The following is an 18,515-nucleotide window of genomic DNA, read 5'->3' as shown; positions in this document are numbered from 1 at the left end:
ACTAGTGCCCCTGAATGCGCCGAAAGTGGGTAGTAGGAGTAAATGAGGAGCACTAGTGCCCCTGAATGCGCCGAAAGTGGGTAGTAGGAGTAAATGAGGAGCAGAAGTGCCCCTGAATCTGCCGAAAGTGGGCAGCAGGCGTGAATGAGGGGCATCAGTGCCCCTGAATCTGCCGAAAGTGGGCAGCAGGCGTGAATGAGGGGCATTAGTGCCCCTGAATCCGCCGGAGGTGGACGGTGGAGGGGACTGAGGAAATCATAAAGCCCTTTTGACTCTCGTAATGGGCAAATGGAGATAAGGCAAGCACTGGTGTGCCGCGTATTCCGTCATCGGGCGGATTTGGCTGCGAATAGGCAACTCCCACAATTAATGATTCTGAATTTCTAGGTTTCACATAATAAGTTATTCATAAATTAAATATTGCAACCGTTTACAACTCGGGGTAGGATGTTGATTGAGGTGAGCATGATGGATAAAAAATGGGTCAGCGGCGCGGGGGTTATTGTGCTTTTTCTGCTGCTGGCATATCTGTTTATAGACTTTGCCAATCATTCAGGCCTGATGGGCAATATTGTCAATGAATTAAGCGGGCATCCCGGCGGAGATAATTCCGGCTATCATATTGTGCTGATCGAGCAGGAGCGGTACCATCCGTACTGGGAAATGGTCGAGAAGGGTGCCAAAGAGGCTGCTGCGAAATACGGAATTGATATCGAGTTCACCGGCCCGGTGCGCAATAACATGGAGGAGCAGATCAGCCTGCTGGAAAAAGCGATTGCCGCACAGGCGGATGCGATCATCGTGCAGGGGCTGAACGACGAGAAGTTCACCCCCGTAATTGATAAAGCCGTGAACCGGGGGATTCCGGTGATCACCATTGATACCGACGCTCCGGCGAGCAGGCGGCTGGCTTATGTAGGGACCGACAATGTTGCAGCGGGTGAGGCGCTGGGCCGTATGGTGGTGCAGACGACCGGCGGTAAAGGGAAGATCGGCGTGATCATCGGCAGCGAGCTGGCCAAGAATCAGGTTCAGCGTCTGAACGGCCTTAGTAATATTGTGAAAAATTACAGCGGCCTTGCAATTGTGGATGTCCGCAGCTCCAACATCTCGCATATGGAGGCAATCCAGCAGGCAGCCGATATGCTGCGGCTTCATCCGGAGATTGATGTGATGGTCGGTACCAGCTCAACGGATGCGCTGGGAGTACTGCAGGCCTCCAAGAGCCTGAAGCGTGTTCCGATGACGATTATTGGCTTCGATAACCAGGCAGAGACCCTTGCTGCCATCAGCCGCGGGGATATCACGGCCACAGTGGCACAGCAGCCTTATCTTATGGGGGCTACGGCTGTGCGGCTGCTCCATGAGCATTTTCAGGGAATGCAGCTGGAGTCCAAATACTTCACCGGCGTGAAGGTGCTGGACAAGTCTAATGTGCAGGAGGGAGAGAGCCTATGAGTATCCGCCATAAGCTGCTCATCTGCATTCCGCTGCTTGTGCTGCTGATGAGCTCGGTCTCTTTTGTGCTTTTTGAGAGCGGAAAGAATGTGCAGGAGAGCTACCATCTGATGATGAACCGGATCATGCTGTACAAGGAAGTATCCTATGAGGTAGGAGAGAATATGCGCTCCCTGAACCGTTTCATTATGCAGGTGGACGCGGACAGCTTCCCGGAGGTGCAGAAGCATCTGAGCGCTGTGCAGGAGCTGCGGGCGAAGCTGGACGGAATGGCGACCATCGGGGGAAGCGGTCTTCCGCTGATGAACTACAGCCATATCATTGATACGTTTCTGGAGCAGGCCGGGCAGATGATTACAGAGATCGACGGGCAGGACTCCAACACGCTGGCCGGTGCCTATATTGAGGCGGAGCAGACACAGCGGTTCATCCGCGAGGAGGCACAGGAGCTGGTTGACCTGGAACTGGACCAGTATAAGCCGATCTATGCGGAGATCATGTCCACGACGGCCAAGTTGAACCGGCTGGGGAGCCTGCTGGTAATTACCGCTGCGCTGCTTAGTATCTGTATGGCGATCTGGCTGTCCGGGAGCATCACAGGACCTATCCGCCGCCTTGTGGCCACCGCCAAGCAGATCTCCAAGGGGAGGATGGATACGAAAGCGCCGGAGAGTGTTAACAACGATGAGATCAGCATCCTGTGCCGGGCTTTTAACGGAATGATCGATAATATCCAGGAGCTGATGAAGGAGAATATCAAGAGCGTGGAGAAGGACCGGCTGGTCAAGGAGCTGGAGCTGAAAATGCTGCAGAGCCAGATCAATCCCCATTTTCTGTTCAACACACTGAACTCCATCGCCAAGCTGGCGTATCTGGAAGGAGCGGCAAGGACCAGCGATCTGACGGTATCGGTATCCCGCCTGCTCCGGTATAACCTGCAGAAGCTTGACCAGGCTGTACCGCTGCGCGAGGAAGTAGAGCATGTGAACGAGTATATTAACATTCAACGGGCGCGTTTCCGTGACCGGATCGCTTTTGAGATGGATATTGATGAGCAGGCGCTCGGCGGAATGATTCCCTGCCTGACCCTTCAGCCGATCTTCGAGAATGCTTTTGTCCACGGGCTGGAGCAAATGGAGGAAGGGGCGGTGCTGTCACTGTCGATCCGCTACCGGAGCGGACTTGTAGAGATTGAGATCAGTGATAACGGTGTGGGCATGAACCGTGAGACCGTAGCCAGGCTAATGGGATCGATTCAGGAGGAAGCTCCGCAGTTCAGCGGCAAAGGCCAGTCCACCGGACTGGGGACACATAATGTGTTCAAACGGCTGCATCTGTTCTTTGACGGACAGCAGCTGATCGAGATTGACAGCAGTGAAGGGCAGGGGACGGCGGTGCTGTTCAAAGTACCCTTCCGCCCGTCTGCCTGAGCCACAGCTGAGAAAGGAGATGGATTACGATGTACAGACTGCTGATCGCCGATGATGAGGCGCTGGAACGGGAAGGGCTGGAGCTGATGATCCGCCATATTTTCCCGGATGAATTTGAATTTCTGCATGCCGAGAACGGACGGAAGGCCATTCAGCTCGCGGAGGAGCACCGGCCTGATATTATCTTCATGGACATTAAGATGCCGGGCATTCAGGGACTGGAGGCCGTACGGCAGATTCTCACCAAGCTCCCTTCCGCGCAGATCGTGATGATTACCGCTCATGATTACTTCTCCTACGCCAAGGAGGGGCTGCTGCTGGGAGTGCGGGATTATCTGCTGAAGCCGGCCAGACGGGACGAAGTGGCGGATGTACTGAAGCAGCTGATGGAGGTGATCCAGGAGGAGAAGCGGCGCAGGAATGAGCAGCTGGAGCTGCAGGAGAAGCTGGCCCACCTGCTTCCGCTGGCCGAGAATGAGCTGACAATGATGCTCATGCTGGAGCATGTGCAGGACCTGGAGCTGGAACAAGTGGCCGGTCTGCTGGAGCTGCAGTGGGCCAAAGGCTATGCGATGGTGCTGTCATTCCCGAGGCATTCTAGCGCAGCTTGGGAAGAATTCCAGCAGGGCAAGCGGGAGATCTATGAGGCGGTCAAGCAGGTTGCCAGAGCAGGTCTCGGCTGCCTGTCCGGACCGCTGATCGGGCATCAGCTGGCGTTGTTTATTCCCTTGCCGCCGGGGCGGACCGGTTACTCACAGCGCGTCAGCTCCATGGATTGGGGGGAGCGGCTCCGCAGTCTGATAGAGCAGCGGTTCGGTCTGCCGGTCAGCATAGGCATCGGCTCGATCCGCGAGGGCTGGGACGGGCTTAGCCGATCCTACCGGGAAGCGGTCCGTGTCTGTGCGGATCACCATGATTCCTTCAGCGTGCACCACTATGATGATATCATCCATAGCTCCGGGCAGACGGCCGTATCCCTGGATGAGGAGAAGCGGCTGCTGGATGCCCTGTTGCAGCGGAGCAAGCAGGAAGCCATAGAACGCTTCGGAATTCTGTATGCTGCTTTCGAGCAAGGCGGCGGGCGGCCGCTGCCCGAAGTGCGGGGAGAGGTGACCGGGCTCCTGCTGTTCCTCGCCAGAGGCGTTCACTCCGCAGCCGGAGCGGAGATCCTGGCCTCCTTGCATACAGCAGAGGATCCCATATCGCTAAGGCTGAGCGCAGAATCCTGGCTGGAGCGGCTGATCCACAGTCTGGAGCAGGAACAGGAGCATAACCGTTCCCATGTCCATCAGCGGGCGCTGCTCTACATCAGCCAGAAATATAAAGAAGATATATCAATGGAGCAGACGGCTGAATATGTGAACTTAAGCCCGCATTATTTCAGCAAATTGTTCCGGCAGCATGCGGGCGAAACCTTCATTGATTACGTCACACGGCTAAGAATCAACGAAGCGAAGCGCCTGATCACCGGAGATCAGCTGAACCTCAAGGAGATTTGTTACGAGGTAGGCTACAAGGACCCGAATTACTTCAGCAGGGTCTTCAAAAAAGCGGCCGGCATGACGCCAAGCGAATTCCGGCAGCAGCATGAGAAGCAGGGTCCTTGCTGACAGAGCAAGGACTTTTTTGTGCTCCGGCCCCGGATAATCCTATGAAAGCGGCCGGGAAGAATTACATTACAGGAGAGGAGGACGGAATGCAGGCGGAGAGCAAGAAAGTGCTGGGAATAGCGGCTCCTGCGGCGGATGATCCATGCTACACTTTTTTTGTAAGCGCAATCAAATATGCGGCTAATGAAAAGGGGCGAAGGGCAGAGTGAGAAAATACGGAAGAGCAATTTCACTGGGGATGGCAGCGTTAGTGCTGGCAGCGTCAATGGCGGGCTGTGGGGTGGTCTCAAACGGTGATAATCAGAAGAAGGAGACATCGGGCGCAGCGAAGGACGGGGACAAAATTGTCATCGGCATGTCGATGGATACCTTGAAGGAGGAGCGTTGGCAGAAGGACCGGGATATCTTTACGGCAAAAGTGGAGGAGCTTGGCGGTGAAGTGAAGGTGCTGGCTGCAAACGGCGATGATGCTACCCAGTTAAGCCAGGCGGAACAGCTGATCTCCCAGGGTGTGGATGTGCTTGTGGTTATTGCCCATAACGCGGAAGCAACGGCTCCGATCGTAGAGAAGGCTCACAAGGAAGGCATCAAGGTCATTGCCTATGACCGCCTGATCAATAATGCCGAAGTAGACTATTATATTTCGTTTGATAACGTGCGTGTCGGAGAGTTCCAGGCGCAGGCGGTCATTGATAAGGCTCCTAAAGGCAATATCGTCTATATCGGCGGTGCCGATACGGATAACAACGCCCATATGTTCAAAGAAGGGGCGATGAATATTCTGAAGCCGCTTGAAGAGAAAGGCGACATTAAGATTGTCTACGACCAGTTCTCCAAGGACTGGAAGCCGGAAGAAGCGCTGAAAAATATGGAGAATGCGCTGACCGCGAACAATAATGATGTTCAAGGTGTGGTAGCAGCCAATGACGGGACTGCAGGCGGTTCGATCCAGGCGCTCACGGCTCAGGGCATGGCCGGTAAAATACCGGTATCCGGCCAGGATGCTGACCTTGCTGCGGTACAGCGCATCGCTGAAGGCACGCAGCTGATGACGGTCTACAAGCCGATTAACGCGATTGCAACCAAAGCTGCAGAAATGGCAATAGCAGCTGCCAAAGGCGAAAGTATTTCGACTGAAAAATCAGTTAACAACGGTAAAATTGATGTTCCTTCTGTATTGCTTGATCCGCTTGCGGTCAATAAGGATAACCTGGACGTACTGATCAAGGACGGCTTCCACAAGCTTGAGGATGTCTATAAGAACGTTCCGAAGGACCAGTGGCCGAAACAATAAGGGCGGCCTGTACGGCAAGCAGATGCGGTGCCTGTGGCGCTACCGCATCTGCTTGCAGGTTTAAGGGCCGGAAGGAGGAGCGGAAGGCATGAATGTACTTGAAATGGTAGAGATCAGCAAGACATTCCCCGGTGTTAAGGCGCTGGACCATGTGAACTTCAAGGTCAGGCAAGGGGAGATTCACGCCTTATGCGGCGAGAACGGCGCTGGTAAATCCACGCTGATGAAGGTATTGAGCGGACTATACCCTGCAGGGACATACGGCGGGGAAATCCTGATCAATGGGGAGAAAAAGTCTTTTCATAGAATAACGGATGCGGAGAAGGCCGGTATCGCGATTATTCACCAGGAGCTGGCACTCGTGAAGGAAATGACGGTCGGCGAGAATATCTTTCTGGGGGCAGAGCCGGTGAAGCGGGGGGCGATCCAGTGGAATGAGCTGTACCATCAGGCTTCGCTATGGCTGAAGAAGGTCGGGCTGAATCTGTCTCCGGACACGAAGATCGGCAATCTCGGCATCGGCCAGCAGCAGCTGGTCGAGATCGCCAAGGCACTCTCCAAGCATACCAAGATTCTCATTCTGGATGAACCGACGGCAGCTCTGACCGAGAGCGAGGTGTCTATCCTGATGGGCATTCTGAACCAGCTGCGGCGCGAAGGGGTAACCTGTGTCTATATTTCACACAAAATGCCTGAAGTGTTCGCACTGGCTGATTCCATCACCGTGCTGCGGGACGGGCGGACGGTAGCTACACTTGACCGCAGTGAGACAGATGACGACCAGATTGTATCCCTCATGGTTGGACGTGAGCTCACGGAGCGTTATCCGCGCGTGGAGCATTCGCCTGGGGAGAAGGTGCTTGAGGTCAGAGATTATAATGTATGGCACCCGGAGAAGCGCCAGCAGAAGGTGCTCCGCGATATTGAATTCAGCCTTCGTCAAGGTGAGATACTGGGTATTGCCGGGCTGATGGGCGCCGGACGTACGGAGCTTGTAAGCAGCCTCTTCGGTGCCTATGGGGGCCGGGCCGAAGGAACGGTGCTGATTGAAGGCAAGGCCATTAAGATCCGTTCCATAGCCGAGGCGATCAAGGCGGGCATTGCCCTGGTCACGGAAGACCGTAAGCGCCAGGGGCTGGTCATGGGGATGGATGTCAAGCGTAACACCACTTTAGCCACACTGGGCAAAGTCGCAAGGCTGGGGGTCATCAATGAGAATGAGGAAATTAAGTGGGCAGACCGGTATGTGCACGATCTGAAGACGAAAACAGCTTCGCTGGAGACGCTGGTAGGCACACTGTCCGGGGGGAACCAGCAGAAGGTGGTTATCGGCAAGTGGCTGATGAGTGGCCCCAAAATCCTGATTATGGACGAACCTACCCGGGGCATCGACGTCGGGGCGAAGTACGAAATATATAATTTGATGAATCAGCTGGTAGAGCAGGGAGTGGCCATTATTATGATCTCCTCGGAGCTTCCGGAGGTACTGGGCATGAGCGACCGGATTCTGGTGATGTGTGAAGGGCAGTTCGTACGGGAATATGATTGGCGGGAAGCGACGCAGGAGAATATTATGCTGGCCGCTACGGGAGGTAGATAGAGATGCAGCTGCAAAAAGAGCTTAGGGAACCTGAAGCGGTTCCGGCAGCCGGAGGATCGCGCTTACGCGGCTTGTTCGGCAAAATGGATATGCGTGCCTATACGATGGTGGGTGCATTAATACTGATCTGGGTGCTGTTCGGAGTACTGAATCCGACCTTCCTGACTTCGCGGAATCTGTCCAATCTGTTCACGCAGATGTCCGTGACCTCCATTCTGGCCATCGGCATGGTGCTGGTCATTGTGGCAGGGCATATCGATCTGTCTGTCGGCTCCATCGTTGGACTGACCGGCGGCATGGCAGCAATTCTCAGCAACTGGCTGGAGCTGCCGGCTATTGTAGTCATCCTTGGCACACTGGCCGCAGGTGCAGTGCTGGGCCTGATTCAGGGCTGGCTGGTGGCGTATAAAATGATCCCCGCCTTCATTGTCACCCTCGGGGGAATGATGGTGTTCCGCGGGGTGCTGATGGGCGTGACCGAGTCGATGACCATTCCGGTATCCGACCCGGTGCTGGCCTTGCTCGGCAATGCTTATTTTGCCCCGGGCTTCGGGATCATCCTTGGTGTGATCGCAGTAGGACTGCTGTTCTGGAGTGCGTTCAATAAACGCCGTTCCCGCAGGAAATACGGCTTCGAAATCGCCCCGCTGGGCCTGGACGTCGCCAAGGTGGCCGGACTTGCCTTGCTGGTGGTGGCTTTTGTAGCCGTGATGAACAATTACAAGGGCATTCCGTTCCCGATTATTTTCGTAATTGTCCTGGCGGTCATCTTCTATTTCCTGTCAACCAAGACGACCTTCGGCCGTCATATCTATGCAATAGGGGGCAACATTGAGGCGGCACGCCTCTCCGGTATTAACATCAAACGCAAATCCATGCTGATCTTCGTGCTGAGCGGACTGCTGGGCTCGATCGCCGCCATCGTGCTGACCTCACGCCTGGCCTCGGCCACCATCACCGCCGGTAATATGGCTGAGATGGATGCTATCGCCGCTTGCGTCATTGGCGGCACTTCACTGATGGGCGGAGCCGGCACAGTTATCGGTGCCATTATCGGAGCGCTGGTGATGACCTCGCTTGATAACGGAATGTCGCTGATGGGACTGGAATCCTTCTGGCAGTATGTCGTCAAAGGCTCAATCCTGGTCATTGCCGTCTGGCTGGATATTTCCAATCGCAGCAAGGGTGTAAGATAACCGCAGCTCAAGCAGGGTAAACAATTTCAGCAGAACAGCTAAAACAGCCGGTTAAGGACAAGGGGACTGAGTCCCATGTTGACCTTGACCGGCTGTTTGCTGTGCCTATAGAGCCGCTTATTCGACGATAATCTTGGCGCTCATTCCGCTGTGGCCGGAGCCGCACATGATCGCGCAGGTGACCTCGAAGGTTCCTGCCTCCTCGGGGAGAATCACCTTGGAGGAATCTTTGGCATCCAGCCGCAGCTTCATCTCAGGCACAAGAATGCCGTGGTTGCCGCTCTCGTTTTTGAAGATGATTTTGACAGGTACGCCCTTCTTCAAGTGGTATTCTTTCTGGTCAAAGCTGTAGTTGGTTGCTGTAATGACGATTTCTTCTTCCGCCGTAAGATTGGTATCAGCAGCCGGGCTGTTAGCGCTGTCAGAATTGCTGCTGCCCCCGCCGGTTCCGCAAGACGTAAGCAGTAGTGCAAATACAATAGAACAAAGAATAGCCGCCTTCCTGATCATAAGCATCCTCCTAAAAGGTTCGTGATGAATTGTGATAGCAGATGACATTAGCATAGCTCAAATCCTGATAGTTGTCTTGGATAATCTGTGAGAAATTGTTTGACCGGAAGCTGACTCCAAACTTTGTCGAAAATTGCAAAAATATGATGCAAAAACAATTAAAATTTATTATAATTAAAGCTATTATAATTTTACCTTTTATATTATTTGGTTAGAAGTAGGGGATCCACATTATTTTAGCCCACGAATCGCAAAGTTCGGAGAAATGGCACCGCAGAATATTAACCGGATACTGGATTATTGTGCTCTGTATGCTGGCAGCCCAATTTATTTTTATGCTGTCCTCCCATTCCACTGAGACTAAGACCATCCTCATCCCCAGTAAGGGCCACTTGTTCATCGCCTGTAATCTGATGATCATTATAACTATGGCTTCCGCCGAGATTTGGCTGCGTAAGATGCAGCATTATCATAAGCAGGCCGTTGTGATCTGCGGATTCATCGTTTCTTATCTGATGTATTTTGTGCTGGAGCCTTTTGTAGATGGTGCCCAGATGACACTTATGATGCCGATTATGATTGCCCTGATCTATTTCGACCAGCGGCTGCTATACTATCTCGGGGTATTCAGCACGCTATTCTATAGCGGGATTTATTTCGGGCTGGAGCGGCCGCTGCTGGACAAACCGCTGCTGGAGTTTCTGATGGTGGAATGTGTGTTTATTGTGTTCGCCGTGATGGCGCAGGCTGTCATTGTCAGGGCCCGTGAGACCCGCGAATATCTGGAGCAATTGACCAAGTCGGAGCAGGGGCTGATGGTGGAACGGGCGATTTCCGACAAGCTGCTGAAGATCGATGCGCTTACCGGCCTGTACAATCACAAAACCTTTCATGAATATCTGGACTCCCTGCTGGAGCAGTGCGAGAGCAACGGGCTGAGGCTGCAGCTGGCGCTGTTTGATATCGACAACTTCAAGCGTGTTAATGATACGTACGGACACTGGGTCGGCGATCTCGTGCTTAAGGAGGTGGCAGCGAAGGTGAATGGTCTGATCGGGCTGAATGATTTCGCGGCGAGATACGGCGGGGAAGAGTTCGCGGTGATTTTTACGGATAAAAGCTTTCAGGAAGCCTATGCTGCCGTCGAGGAGATGCGGGTAGGTATAGCCGCTATGGAGCATCCGTATGCCGGAGGCAAGCCGATTACGGTCAGTATCGGATTCTGCGATTATCAGCTGGGGGACGGCAAGGAAATGCTGTTCCGCAAGACGGACGAAGCGCTGTACAGCGCCAAGCGGGGCGGTAAAAATGCTGTCGTCACGGCTGCTGTCACCCATGGCGATGATCCGGTTGTGTCCTATGCGTAATTTTTAGTTATAAAAATTTTTTAATTACAAAAAACCCCCAGTATCCGGTATAATCCGGGGATTGGGGGTTTCGTTGTGTGCTGAAACGGATACCCGTCCCCTAAGGATGGTTCAGCCGTTTCTACTTGGCCGCTTCAAACGGAGTGGATACCGGCAGGAAGAGGTCGATAATACCAATGACCAGGGCTGCGAGCAGCGCTCCGAGAATGGTGACACTGACTCCGCTCACAATGAACTGGGCAATCCAGATCACCAGGGCGCTGACCAGGAAGCCGACGATACCGCGGCCGAAGGGTGTTGTTTTTTTGCCGAAAATGCCCTCAACCACCCAGCCGAGCAGAGCGATAACCAGCGCAAGCACAAGCGCGCTCCAGAACCCCCCGACCGTGAATTGCGGGACAATCCAGCCGACCACCATCAGAACGATTGCCGCGACCACGAAACGTACCACATGACCTAAGAATCTCACCTAACTAACCTCCTTTGGCGTTCGCGTAAGGATATGTGCGTTGTTATTGTGGCCCGCAGCCGCTTTTCTATGCCCAGAAATCATACCCAAATAGCGAAAATGGGCTAAATTAGGTATAATGTAACCATCTATGAAGGGAGCTGTGACAGTAATTGGACGACAAAATTTTGCATACGCTTGAATATCGCAAGATTTTAAATAAATTGATGCAGTATACGCAGACACCGATGGGACGGCTGACTGCTGAATCGCTGAAGCCCTCCGGGGATTTCGAAGGAGTGAAGCTGCTTCTGCAGGCTACGGATGAGGCTGCTAATGTTGACCGGCTGAAGGGAATTCCTTCCTTCCGCGGTGTGACTGACATCAAGCCCGCCCTGAAACGCGCTTCGATCGGGGGAATGCTGGGCACTACTGAACTGCTCTCTGTCGGCAACACGATCGGCGGAGCCCGCAGAGTGAAGCGGTTCCTCGGGGCGATGCACGAGGATGAGAAGATCCCTACCCTCTTCGCCCAGAGTGATCTGCTCTCGGAGCAGAAGCATGTGGAGGATGCCATCCGCCTGTGTATCGACGAGAATGCGGATGTCATGGATTCGGCCAGTACAGAGCTGGCCTCCATCCGCCGGGAGCTGCGCGGCGGCGAGACCCGCATCCGCGAGAAGCTGGATTCCATGATCCGCTCGTCTTCGGTATCGAAGATGCTGCAGGATCAGCTTGTGACGATCCGTGGTGACCGGTTTGTCATTCCGGTCAAAGCGGAGTACCGTGCCCATTTCGGCGGCATTGTTCATGATCAGTCCGGCTCCGGGGCGACGCTGTTCATTGAGCCGGAATCGATTGTGGCGATGAACAACAAGCTGCGCGAGACACGGCTGCGCGAGGAGCGGGAGATCGAGATTATCCTGCACCGCCTGACGGCACTTGTCGGCGATATTGCCGAAGAGATGGCTTATGATATCGATATTCTCGGCGAACTCGATTTCATCTTCGCCAAAGCGCGCCTGGCACGCGACATGAAGGCTACCCAGCCGCGTATGAATGACCGCGGCTACCTGCGTCTGCGCAAAGGGCGCCATCCGCTCATTCCCGCAGAGCAGGTTGTGCCGCTGGATGTGGAGCTGGGCAACCAGTACACCTCGATTATCGTGACCGGCCCGAACACCGGCGGTAAGACAGTTACCCTGAAGACCATCGGTCTGCTCAGCCTGATGTCGATGTCGGGACTGTTCATTCCGGCAGAGGAAGGCAGCCAGATGTGCGTCTTCGATGCGATCTATGCCGACATTGGCGATGAGCAGAGTATTGAGCAGAGCCTAAGTACGTTCTCCAGCCATATGACCAATATCATCTCCATTCTGAAGAGAATGACGCCGAAGAGTCTGATTCTGCTCGATGAAGTTGGAGCAGGAACGGATCCGGCGGAGGGATCGGCCCTGGCGATTGCCATTCTGGAGAATATCCACCGTACAGAATGCCGGATGGTGGCAACTACGCATTACAGTGAGCTGAAGGCTTATGCGTATGAGCGCAAAGGCGTCATCAATGCCAGTATGGAGTTTGATGTGGCCAGTCTGAGTCCTACCTACCGGCTGCTGATCGGTGTGCCGGGACGAAGCAATGCGTTCGCTATTGCCGAGCGCCTCGGCCTGCCGAATGCCATTCTTGAGCATGCGCGCGGCGAAGTCAAGGAAGAAGACATGCGCGTCGAGCACATGATCGCTTCCCTGGAAGAGAACCGCCTCACCGCAGAGAATGAGCGTGAACGGGCCGAGGGCCTGCGCCGCGAAGCGGAAGAATTCCGCAAACGGCAGCAGCTGGAGCTGGAGAAGCTGGAAGGCCAGCGCGACAAACGCCTGGAGAAGGCGGAGAAGGATGCCAGCGATATCCTCGCCAAGGCGCGTAAGGAAGCCGAGGAGATCATCAGTGACCTCCGCCGCCTGGCAATGGAGGAAGGGGCGTCCGTCAAGGAGCACAAGCTGATCGAAGCGCGCCGGAGACTGGATGAAGCGGAGCCTGCACCGCGCAAGAAGGTTATTGCCCGCAGCAGCACCAAGGCGCCGCGGAAGATTCAGCCCGGGGATGAAGTCAAGGTGGCTAATGTGAATCAGAAGGGCCTTGTTGTAGAGCTTAGCGGTGCCAAGGAAGCCGTGGTGCAGTTCGGCATTATGAAGATGAAGGTCAACCTTGCTGATCTGGAGTTCCTGGCCTCTGCACCGGATGCGCCTCCGCCGGCTCTGCGCCGGGCTACGACAGTCAAGCGTACGCGGGATGAGAATGTCCGCACCGAGCTCGATCTGCGCGGGGCCAATCTGGAAGAAGCCATCATGGAGACCGACCGCTTCATCGACGAGGCGTTCCTCGGCAATCTTGGGCAGATTTCGATTATCCACGGCAAAGGCACGGGGGTATTGCGGACGGGGATACAGGAATATCTGCGCAAGCATAAGAATATCAAAAGCTACCGGCTCGGGAATTACAACGAAGGCGGCGCGGGCGTAACCGTGGCTGAACTGCAGTAGCGTCCGGCAGAAAGAGGGAGAAGTATGCAAGATAATATTGATCTTTTGCTGGATCATCCGCTGGGAGCGCTGCTCGGCTACTTCACTGTGGCCATATTGGGTCTGGTGGTATTCCTGTCCTTCTTTGAAATGGTGACTAAATACAACTGCTGGGAAGAAATCCGCAAGGGGAATGTGGCCGTAGCGATGGCAACCGGAGGCAAGATCTTCGGCATCTGCAATATTCTGCGCTTCAGCATTGAAGCGGGAGCCTCGATCTATGAGACGATGAAATGGTCGGTTGTGGGTTTCCTCCTACTGCTGCTGGCGTACTTCCTGTTTGAATTTCTAACCCCCGTCTTTTCGATTGATGACGAGATTGCTGCGGATAACCGGGCCGTGGGACTGACAGCACTGCTGATCTCCGTTTCATTGTCCTATGTCATCGGCGCCGCTATATTTTGATTTAGGGAGCAGGAAATTATGAAGATTCTGGTTCGGGTTCTGTTCATTTCCGCTCTGGTGTTTATAGCGGCCGGGATTATTTATTTAATGTTGCATTGAAAGTGAACCTAATGTGAGGAACGAAGGAGATTATACAGATGGAAACGACAGTATGTCCTTGGTGCCATACCGAGATTGTATGGGATGAGGAGTTTGGCCCGGAGGACACTTGTCCTCATTGCAATAATGAGCTTAGCGGTTACCGCACGATTACAATAGGCGCTGACGATCTCGAAGATGAAGAGCTGGACACAGAGGACGCTTCCGATCAGGAAGAGGTCAGTGACGAGGATCTGTGGGATGACGACGGTGACAAGGATAGTGTGGTTCCCATATTTAATACCCTGGTCCAGTTCGGTGATGATTATGATCTGACGCGTTATGAGCAGAGTGTCGCCAGCTTGCTGGCCGCGCAGCTGGAAGCGCCGGAATGTCCGCAATGCCATGAGCTGATGCTTCACTCCGGCACACAGCAGGTAAGCGGATTTACCCCGGCAACGCCGGAAGCGCTGGGCGGCGGAGCCGTGCTGAAGCCGCCGTTCTCGCTGAATCTGTTCGTATGTCCTTCCTGCTTCCATGTGCAGCACAGTCTGGCACAGGAAGACCGCATTCAGCTTGTGCGCAATCTCAGCACTGCATCGGAGTAAGCTTCGGATTCATGCTTTACCTGTAATTTGGACATGTTATGTTTACATGAGATGTCCAGAATAGCAGGGAGGTATAGCATGAGGAGGTTATTACGTAACCAGGCGGCGCTGCTGCTCGCCGTGGGCGGGCTCTACCTGCTGGCTACAGTGCTGGCAGGTACTTTTTTGAACGTATATTTGTGGAAAAGCCGGCAGAACTTCGCCATGATCGGCTGGTTTACGGTTGCCCAGCAGCTCGCAGTCGGACTAAGCTTCTGGCTGGGCGGCAAATGGGTGAAGGAGCATAACAAAATGAATGCCCTGCGGCTGGGAATTGCCGTTTCGGGCTTTTTTTATTTGCTGGTGCTCTGGCTGCGCGGAGAAGCGGTGTATTATATCTGGCCGCTGGGACTCATTCTCGGTCTTTCAATCGGGTTCTACTGGCTGGCTTTTAATATTGTTTTCTTTGAGATTACCGAGGCGGGCAACCGCGATTTCTTCAACGGCTGGATGGGACTGCTGGGTTCGCTGACGGGCATTGTCGGTCCGTGGGTATCCGGTAGTCTGATCTCCTTGTGGCATGGGGACAAGGGCTACCGTATTGTGTTTATCCTGTCACTGTGCATCTATGGAGTGGCTGCTGTACTCAGCTTTGGGCTGGAGAAGCGGCCGCGCGGCGGAACTTACCTGTGGCTGGAGCCCTGGCGCGAGCTTAGCCGCAAGGAGAGTCCCTGGCGGCCCGCTGCGGCGGCGCTGCTGTTCCAGGGAGTAAGGGAGGGCGTATTCTCGTTCCTGATCGGACTGCTGGTCTATATTGCGGCCCGTGAGGAGAGTAAGCTTGGGCAGTTCGCGCTGATTACCTCGGCAGTTTCTTTGATCAGCTACTATGCGGCCGGTAAATGGTTCAAGCCTGGAACCCGCTTCAGGGGGATGCTGGCAGGCAGTCTGCTGCTGGCCGTTTTCATTCTGCCGCTTCTGTGGAAGGTGAATTACGCCACGCTGTTAATTATGGGAATTGGAACCTCGCTGTGCATCCCGCTCTACATGCTGCCGATGACGTCTACCAGCTTCGATCTGATGGGTGTCTCTGAAGAGAGTGCCGGCAAACGGGTGGAGCTGGTTGTGCTTAGAGAGCTGAGTCTGATGACCGGGCGGCTGATAGGCCTGCTTATATTCATTGCTGTGCTGTCGGTCAATCAGTCCCCGCAGGCTGTCACTTGGCTTATGCTGCTGCTGGGAACGGCTCCGCTGTGGGGCTGGCTGGTGCTGCGGCGGTTGCTGAAGCAAGGAGCCGGGCTTAAGCATACCAAGATAACTTGAGCTGAACAGATCCGGGTGCAGGTGCTGAACCGGCTTGGATCTAGCCGGGATAACCTGTACAAATGTTATTTATGAGGAGGCATGGGCATCCTTGGCCAAGAAAAAAAGCTACAGCCTAAGGACAACGGTAGCGGTAATGGTATCTGCTGTTGTAGTCCTGGTGCTGCTGGTCTTATATATTATATTCCGCAATCAGATTATTCCCCAGACCCGGCATGCGCTGGAGGATAAGGCCATTACGATTGCCCGCACGATTGCCCTGATGCCGCTGCTCTCAGAGGGCTTAAGCGAAGGGAACAGCAAGGGGATTCAAGCCTACACCTCCAAGATTACACGCCGTAATGATATATTGTTTGTAGTGGTGATGGATATGAACAGCATTCGGTATTCGCATCCGGATGCCTCCAAGGTAGGACTGCCCTTCGTGGGAGGCGGGCAGGAGGCTGCGCTGCGCGGACAAGAGAGCATCTCCGAAGGAACAGGGACGCTCGGGAATTCGTTGCGGGCATTCGTGCCGGTCTATGACGGCAGAGGGCATCAGCTCGGGGTCGTAGTAGCTGGACTGTCGATGGACAGGGTGCAGCGTCTGGTCAGGCAGAATGAATGGACGATTATTGCCATTCTGGTCTCAGGCGCGCTGTTTGGGGCCGGAGGCGCTTTTGTTCTGGCGAGGAGGATCAAGCAAATGATGTTCGGCATGGAGCCTGCCGATATTTCCAGACTCCTGCAGGAACGCAGCGCCATGCTGGAATCCATTCGCGAGGGGATTATTGCGATTGACCAGGAAGCGCGCATTACGCTTATCAATATGGAGGCGCACCGGCTTCTCAAGGCGGCAGGGATCAACGGCGCTGTTGTAAACCGGCAGATTGCCGATTATTGGCCAGAGCTGCGTCTGGAGCATGTGCTGGCCAGCGGGGAAGGCAGGCAGGACCAGGAGCTGGAGCTGGGCGGTGTCTCCCTGCTCGTAAGCAGCCTGCCGGTCCGCGTAGCCGGCGAGATTGCCGGAGCCATCGCTACATTTCGTGACAAGACTGAGCTGGCAGTTCTGGCCGAACGGCTGTCGGGTATTTCTGTCTATGCAGACGCCCTGCGGGCAGGTGCCCATGAATTCATGAACAAGCTGCATGTGATTATGGGCATGACGCATATGGGCTTATATGACGAGCTGCAGCAGTATATTCTGGGAACGGCAAATAACTACCAGCAGGAGATCGGGGCCATCACGAGACAGATTAAGGACCCGGCTATGGCAGGTTTTCTGCTGGGTAAGCTGAGCCGGGCGCGCGAGACGGGAATTGAACTGCTGCTGACTGCGGACAGTTATCTGCCGGAATCGGCAGATTCGCAGGTTATTCATGAGCTGATTACGATTGCCGGGAATTTGCTGGACAATGCGATGGAAGCGCTGGGCGGCCCGGGACCTGATGAACACAGCAGCGATGTATACAGCAGAGATGTACACGGCAGAGATGTACACAGTAATAAGCGGATCGGACTTGCTTTTCACTATGAAGAGGGAAGGCTGCTGTGTGAGGTTAGCGACAACGGCCCGGGGATTCCGGAGGCACTCCGGGAGCAGATCTTCGTCCAGGGCTTCTCATCCAAGGGGGAACACCGGGGAATCGGACTGTACTTAGTCAGGAAGAGTGTAGATAAACTGCAGGGACATCTTCAGATTGCCGCCTGCGGCGGCGGGCAGGGAACCACGTTCATCGTTGATGTGCCATATGCTGCAAAGGGTGAGGAGAGCCAATGAACATTAAAGTGCTGATTGTAGAAGATGACCCGATGGTAGCGAAATTCAACCGCCATTATCTCGAACAGGTCCAGGGCTTCGAGTTCGCGGGCTGGGCGGCTTCAGGAGATGAGGCCTTGAAGATGCTGGCGGAACAGGAGATCGATCTCCTGCTGCTGGATATCTATATGCCCGGTACCAGCGGGCTTCAGCTGTTGTCCACGCTCCGGGAGCAGGGAAGCAAGGCGGATATCATTGTGATCTCCGCCGCCAGCGATAATGCAAGCATCCGCAAGGCGCTGCAGAACGGGGCTGTGGATTACCTGATCAAGCCATTTGAGTTTGCCCGTTTTCAGGCGGCTTTGTCGGCATACCGCGAAGACTTTCGGTTAATGCACAAGGAGCATCTGAGCCAGGAACAGCTGGATAAGCTGCTGCGCCATTCCGCTCCGGAGGCTGAAGAAGACAAGACTGGGGCGCAGAGCCTGCCCAAAGGTCTTACCGAAGGCACACTGGAGAGCATCTGGGATACGATTAAGCAGCTGCAGAATCCGGTATTCTCCACTGAAGATATCAGCAGCCAGGCGCCGATTTCGCGGATTTCTGTCCGCAAATATCTGGCTTTTCTGACCGAGGCAGGCATTCTGGAGATGGAGCTCAGCTACGGCGGGGTAGGCAGACCGGTATATATGTACAAGGTGAAGCCGGAGGGGCATGAACTTATAAGTAAATATAGATGAGCGGCTGGTAAATTGGACAGCGGGTGGTTAGTGGTTAATGGAGGGCCTTCGGGTCCTTTTTTGTTGCCTGGGAGATTGTGATCGGGGAAATTGTTGATATTTCAAGCCTGTAAGTGAAGCGGACTGAGAAGCCGCTATATTTCCAAATAACCGTT

Annotated in this window: 15 protein-coding genes; 13 read left to right on the top strand and 2 right to left on the bottom strand. The window is 54.4% G+C overall.

Features of this window, described 5'->3' with window-relative positions:
- Positions 1-465 precede the first annotated feature (465 nt).
- The 6 genes from NSQ73_RS23040 (at position 466) to NSQ73_RS23015 (ending at position 8,588) form a co-directional block, all read left to right on the top strand.
- Positions 466-1,458, top strand: coding sequence for a sugar-binding protein (locus tag NSQ73_RS23040; protein WP_340989375.1), 993 nt, complete (start codon positions 466-468; stop codon positions 1,456-1,458).
- A complete protein-coding gene (locus tag NSQ73_RS23035; RefSeq protein ID WP_340988322.1) occupies positions 1,455-2,888 on the top strand; it encodes a sensor histidine kinase in 1,434 nt (477 codons plus the stop codon). Before NSQ73_RS23040 ends, NSQ73_RS23035 begins: the two co-directional genes overlap by 4 nt.
- 29 nt (positions 2,889-2,917) lie before the next feature.
- Positions 2,918-4,498 (top strand): helix-turn-helix domain-containing protein, encoded by a 1,581-nt coding sequence (locus NSQ73_RS23030; protein ID WP_340988321.1) that lies wholly within the window; start codon positions 2,918-2,920, stop codon positions 4,496-4,498.
- 238 nt (positions 4,499-4,736) lie between these two features.
- Positions 4,737-5,792, top strand: a complete 1,056-nt coding sequence (gene xylF / locus NSQ73_RS23025) for a D-xylose ABC transporter substrate-binding protein (RefSeq protein WP_042140901.1) — start codon at positions 4,737-4,739, stop codon at positions 5,790-5,792.
- Between the two features lie 88 nt (positions 5,793-5,880).
- Positions 5,881-7,392 (top strand): xylose ABC transporter ATP-binding protein, encoded by a 1,512-nt coding sequence (locus NSQ73_RS23020; protein ID WP_340988320.1) that lies wholly within the window; start codon positions 5,881-5,883, stop codon positions 7,390-7,392.
- Between the two features lie 2 nt (positions 7,393-7,394).
- The gene (locus NSQ73_RS23015; protein ID WP_340988319.1) at positions 7,395-8,588 is read left to right on the top strand and encodes a sugar ABC transporter permease; all 1,194 of its coding nucleotides are present in this window, start codon (positions 7,395-7,397) and stop codon (positions 8,586-8,588) included.
- A 117-nt stretch (positions 8,589-8,705) separates the two neighbouring features.
- Here the strand turns inward: NSQ73_RS23015 and NSQ73_RS23010 are convergent, their stop codons facing one another.
- Complete coding sequence (locus tag NSQ73_RS23010) at positions 8,706-9,098, bottom strand: cupredoxin domain-containing protein (RefSeq protein ID WP_340988318.1); 393 nt, start codon at positions 9,096-9,098, stop codon at positions 8,706-8,708.
- A gap of 311 nt (positions 9,099-9,409) precedes the next feature.
- Here NSQ73_RS23010 and NSQ73_RS23005 point away from each other — a divergent pair, with 311 nt between their 5' ends.
- On the top strand, positions 9,410-10,465 hold the full coding sequence (locus NSQ73_RS23005) for a GGDEF domain-containing protein (RefSeq protein ID WP_340988317.1): 1,056 nt from the start codon (positions 9,410-9,412) through the stop codon (positions 10,463-10,465).
- Between the two features lie 121 nt (positions 10,466-10,586).
- Here NSQ73_RS23005 and NSQ73_RS23000 read toward each other — a convergent pair whose 3' ends face one another.
- Entirely contained in the window at positions 10,587-10,934 is a 348-nt protein-coding gene (locus NSQ73_RS23000) for a phage holin family protein (protein ID WP_039308415.1), read from the bottom strand.
- A gap of 152 nt (positions 10,935-11,086) precedes the next feature.
- Here NSQ73_RS23000 and NSQ73_RS22995 point away from each other — a divergent pair, with 152 nt between their 5' ends.
- The 6 genes from NSQ73_RS22995 (at position 11,087) to NSQ73_RS22970 (ending at position 18,360) form a co-directional block, all read left to right on the top strand.
- Complete coding sequence (locus tag NSQ73_RS22995) at positions 11,087-13,453, top strand: endonuclease MutS2 (protein WP_340988316.1); 2,367 nt, start codon at positions 11,087-11,089, stop codon at positions 13,451-13,453.
- A gap of 24 nt (positions 13,454-13,477) precedes the next feature.
- The gene (locus NSQ73_RS22990) at positions 13,478-13,897 is read left to right on the top strand and encodes a DUF350 domain-containing protein (protein WP_039308413.1); all 420 of its coding nucleotides are present in this window, start codon (positions 13,478-13,480) and stop codon (positions 13,895-13,897) included.
- A 137-nt stretch (positions 13,898-14,034) separates the two neighbouring features.
- Positions 14,035-14,583: a hypothetical protein gene (locus tag NSQ73_RS22985; RefSeq protein ID WP_340988315.1), complete on the top strand. Its 549-nt coding sequence runs from the start codon at positions 14,035-14,037 to the stop codon at positions 14,581-14,583.
- A 78-nt stretch (positions 14,584-14,661) separates the two neighbouring features.
- Entirely contained in the window at positions 14,662-15,882 is a 1,221-nt protein-coding gene (locus NSQ73_RS22980; protein ID WP_340988314.1) for an MFS transporter, read from the top strand.
- Positions 15,883-15,973: 91 nt separating this feature from the next.
- On the top strand, positions 15,974-17,641 hold the full coding sequence (dcuS, locus tag NSQ73_RS22975) for a DcuS/MalK family sensor histidine kinase (protein ID WP_340988313.1): 1,668 nt from the start codon (positions 15,974-15,976) through the stop codon (positions 17,639-17,641).
- Entirely contained in the window at positions 17,638-18,360 is a 723-nt protein-coding gene (locus NSQ73_RS22970; protein ID WP_340988312.1) for a response regulator, read from the top strand. Before dcuS ends, NSQ73_RS22970 begins: the two co-directional genes overlap by 4 nt.
- Positions 18,361-18,515: the final 155 nt, after the last annotated feature.

This window comes from Paenibacillus sp. FSL R10-2736, assembly GCF_038000245.1.
Classification (GTDB): Bacteria; Bacillota; Bacilli; order Paenibacillales; family Paenibacillaceae; genus Paenibacillus_AQ; species Paenibacillus_AQ phytohabitans.
The sequence above is the reverse complement of the archived record's forward strand: the minus strand, read 5'-3'. Positions and strand labels throughout refer to the sequence as shown.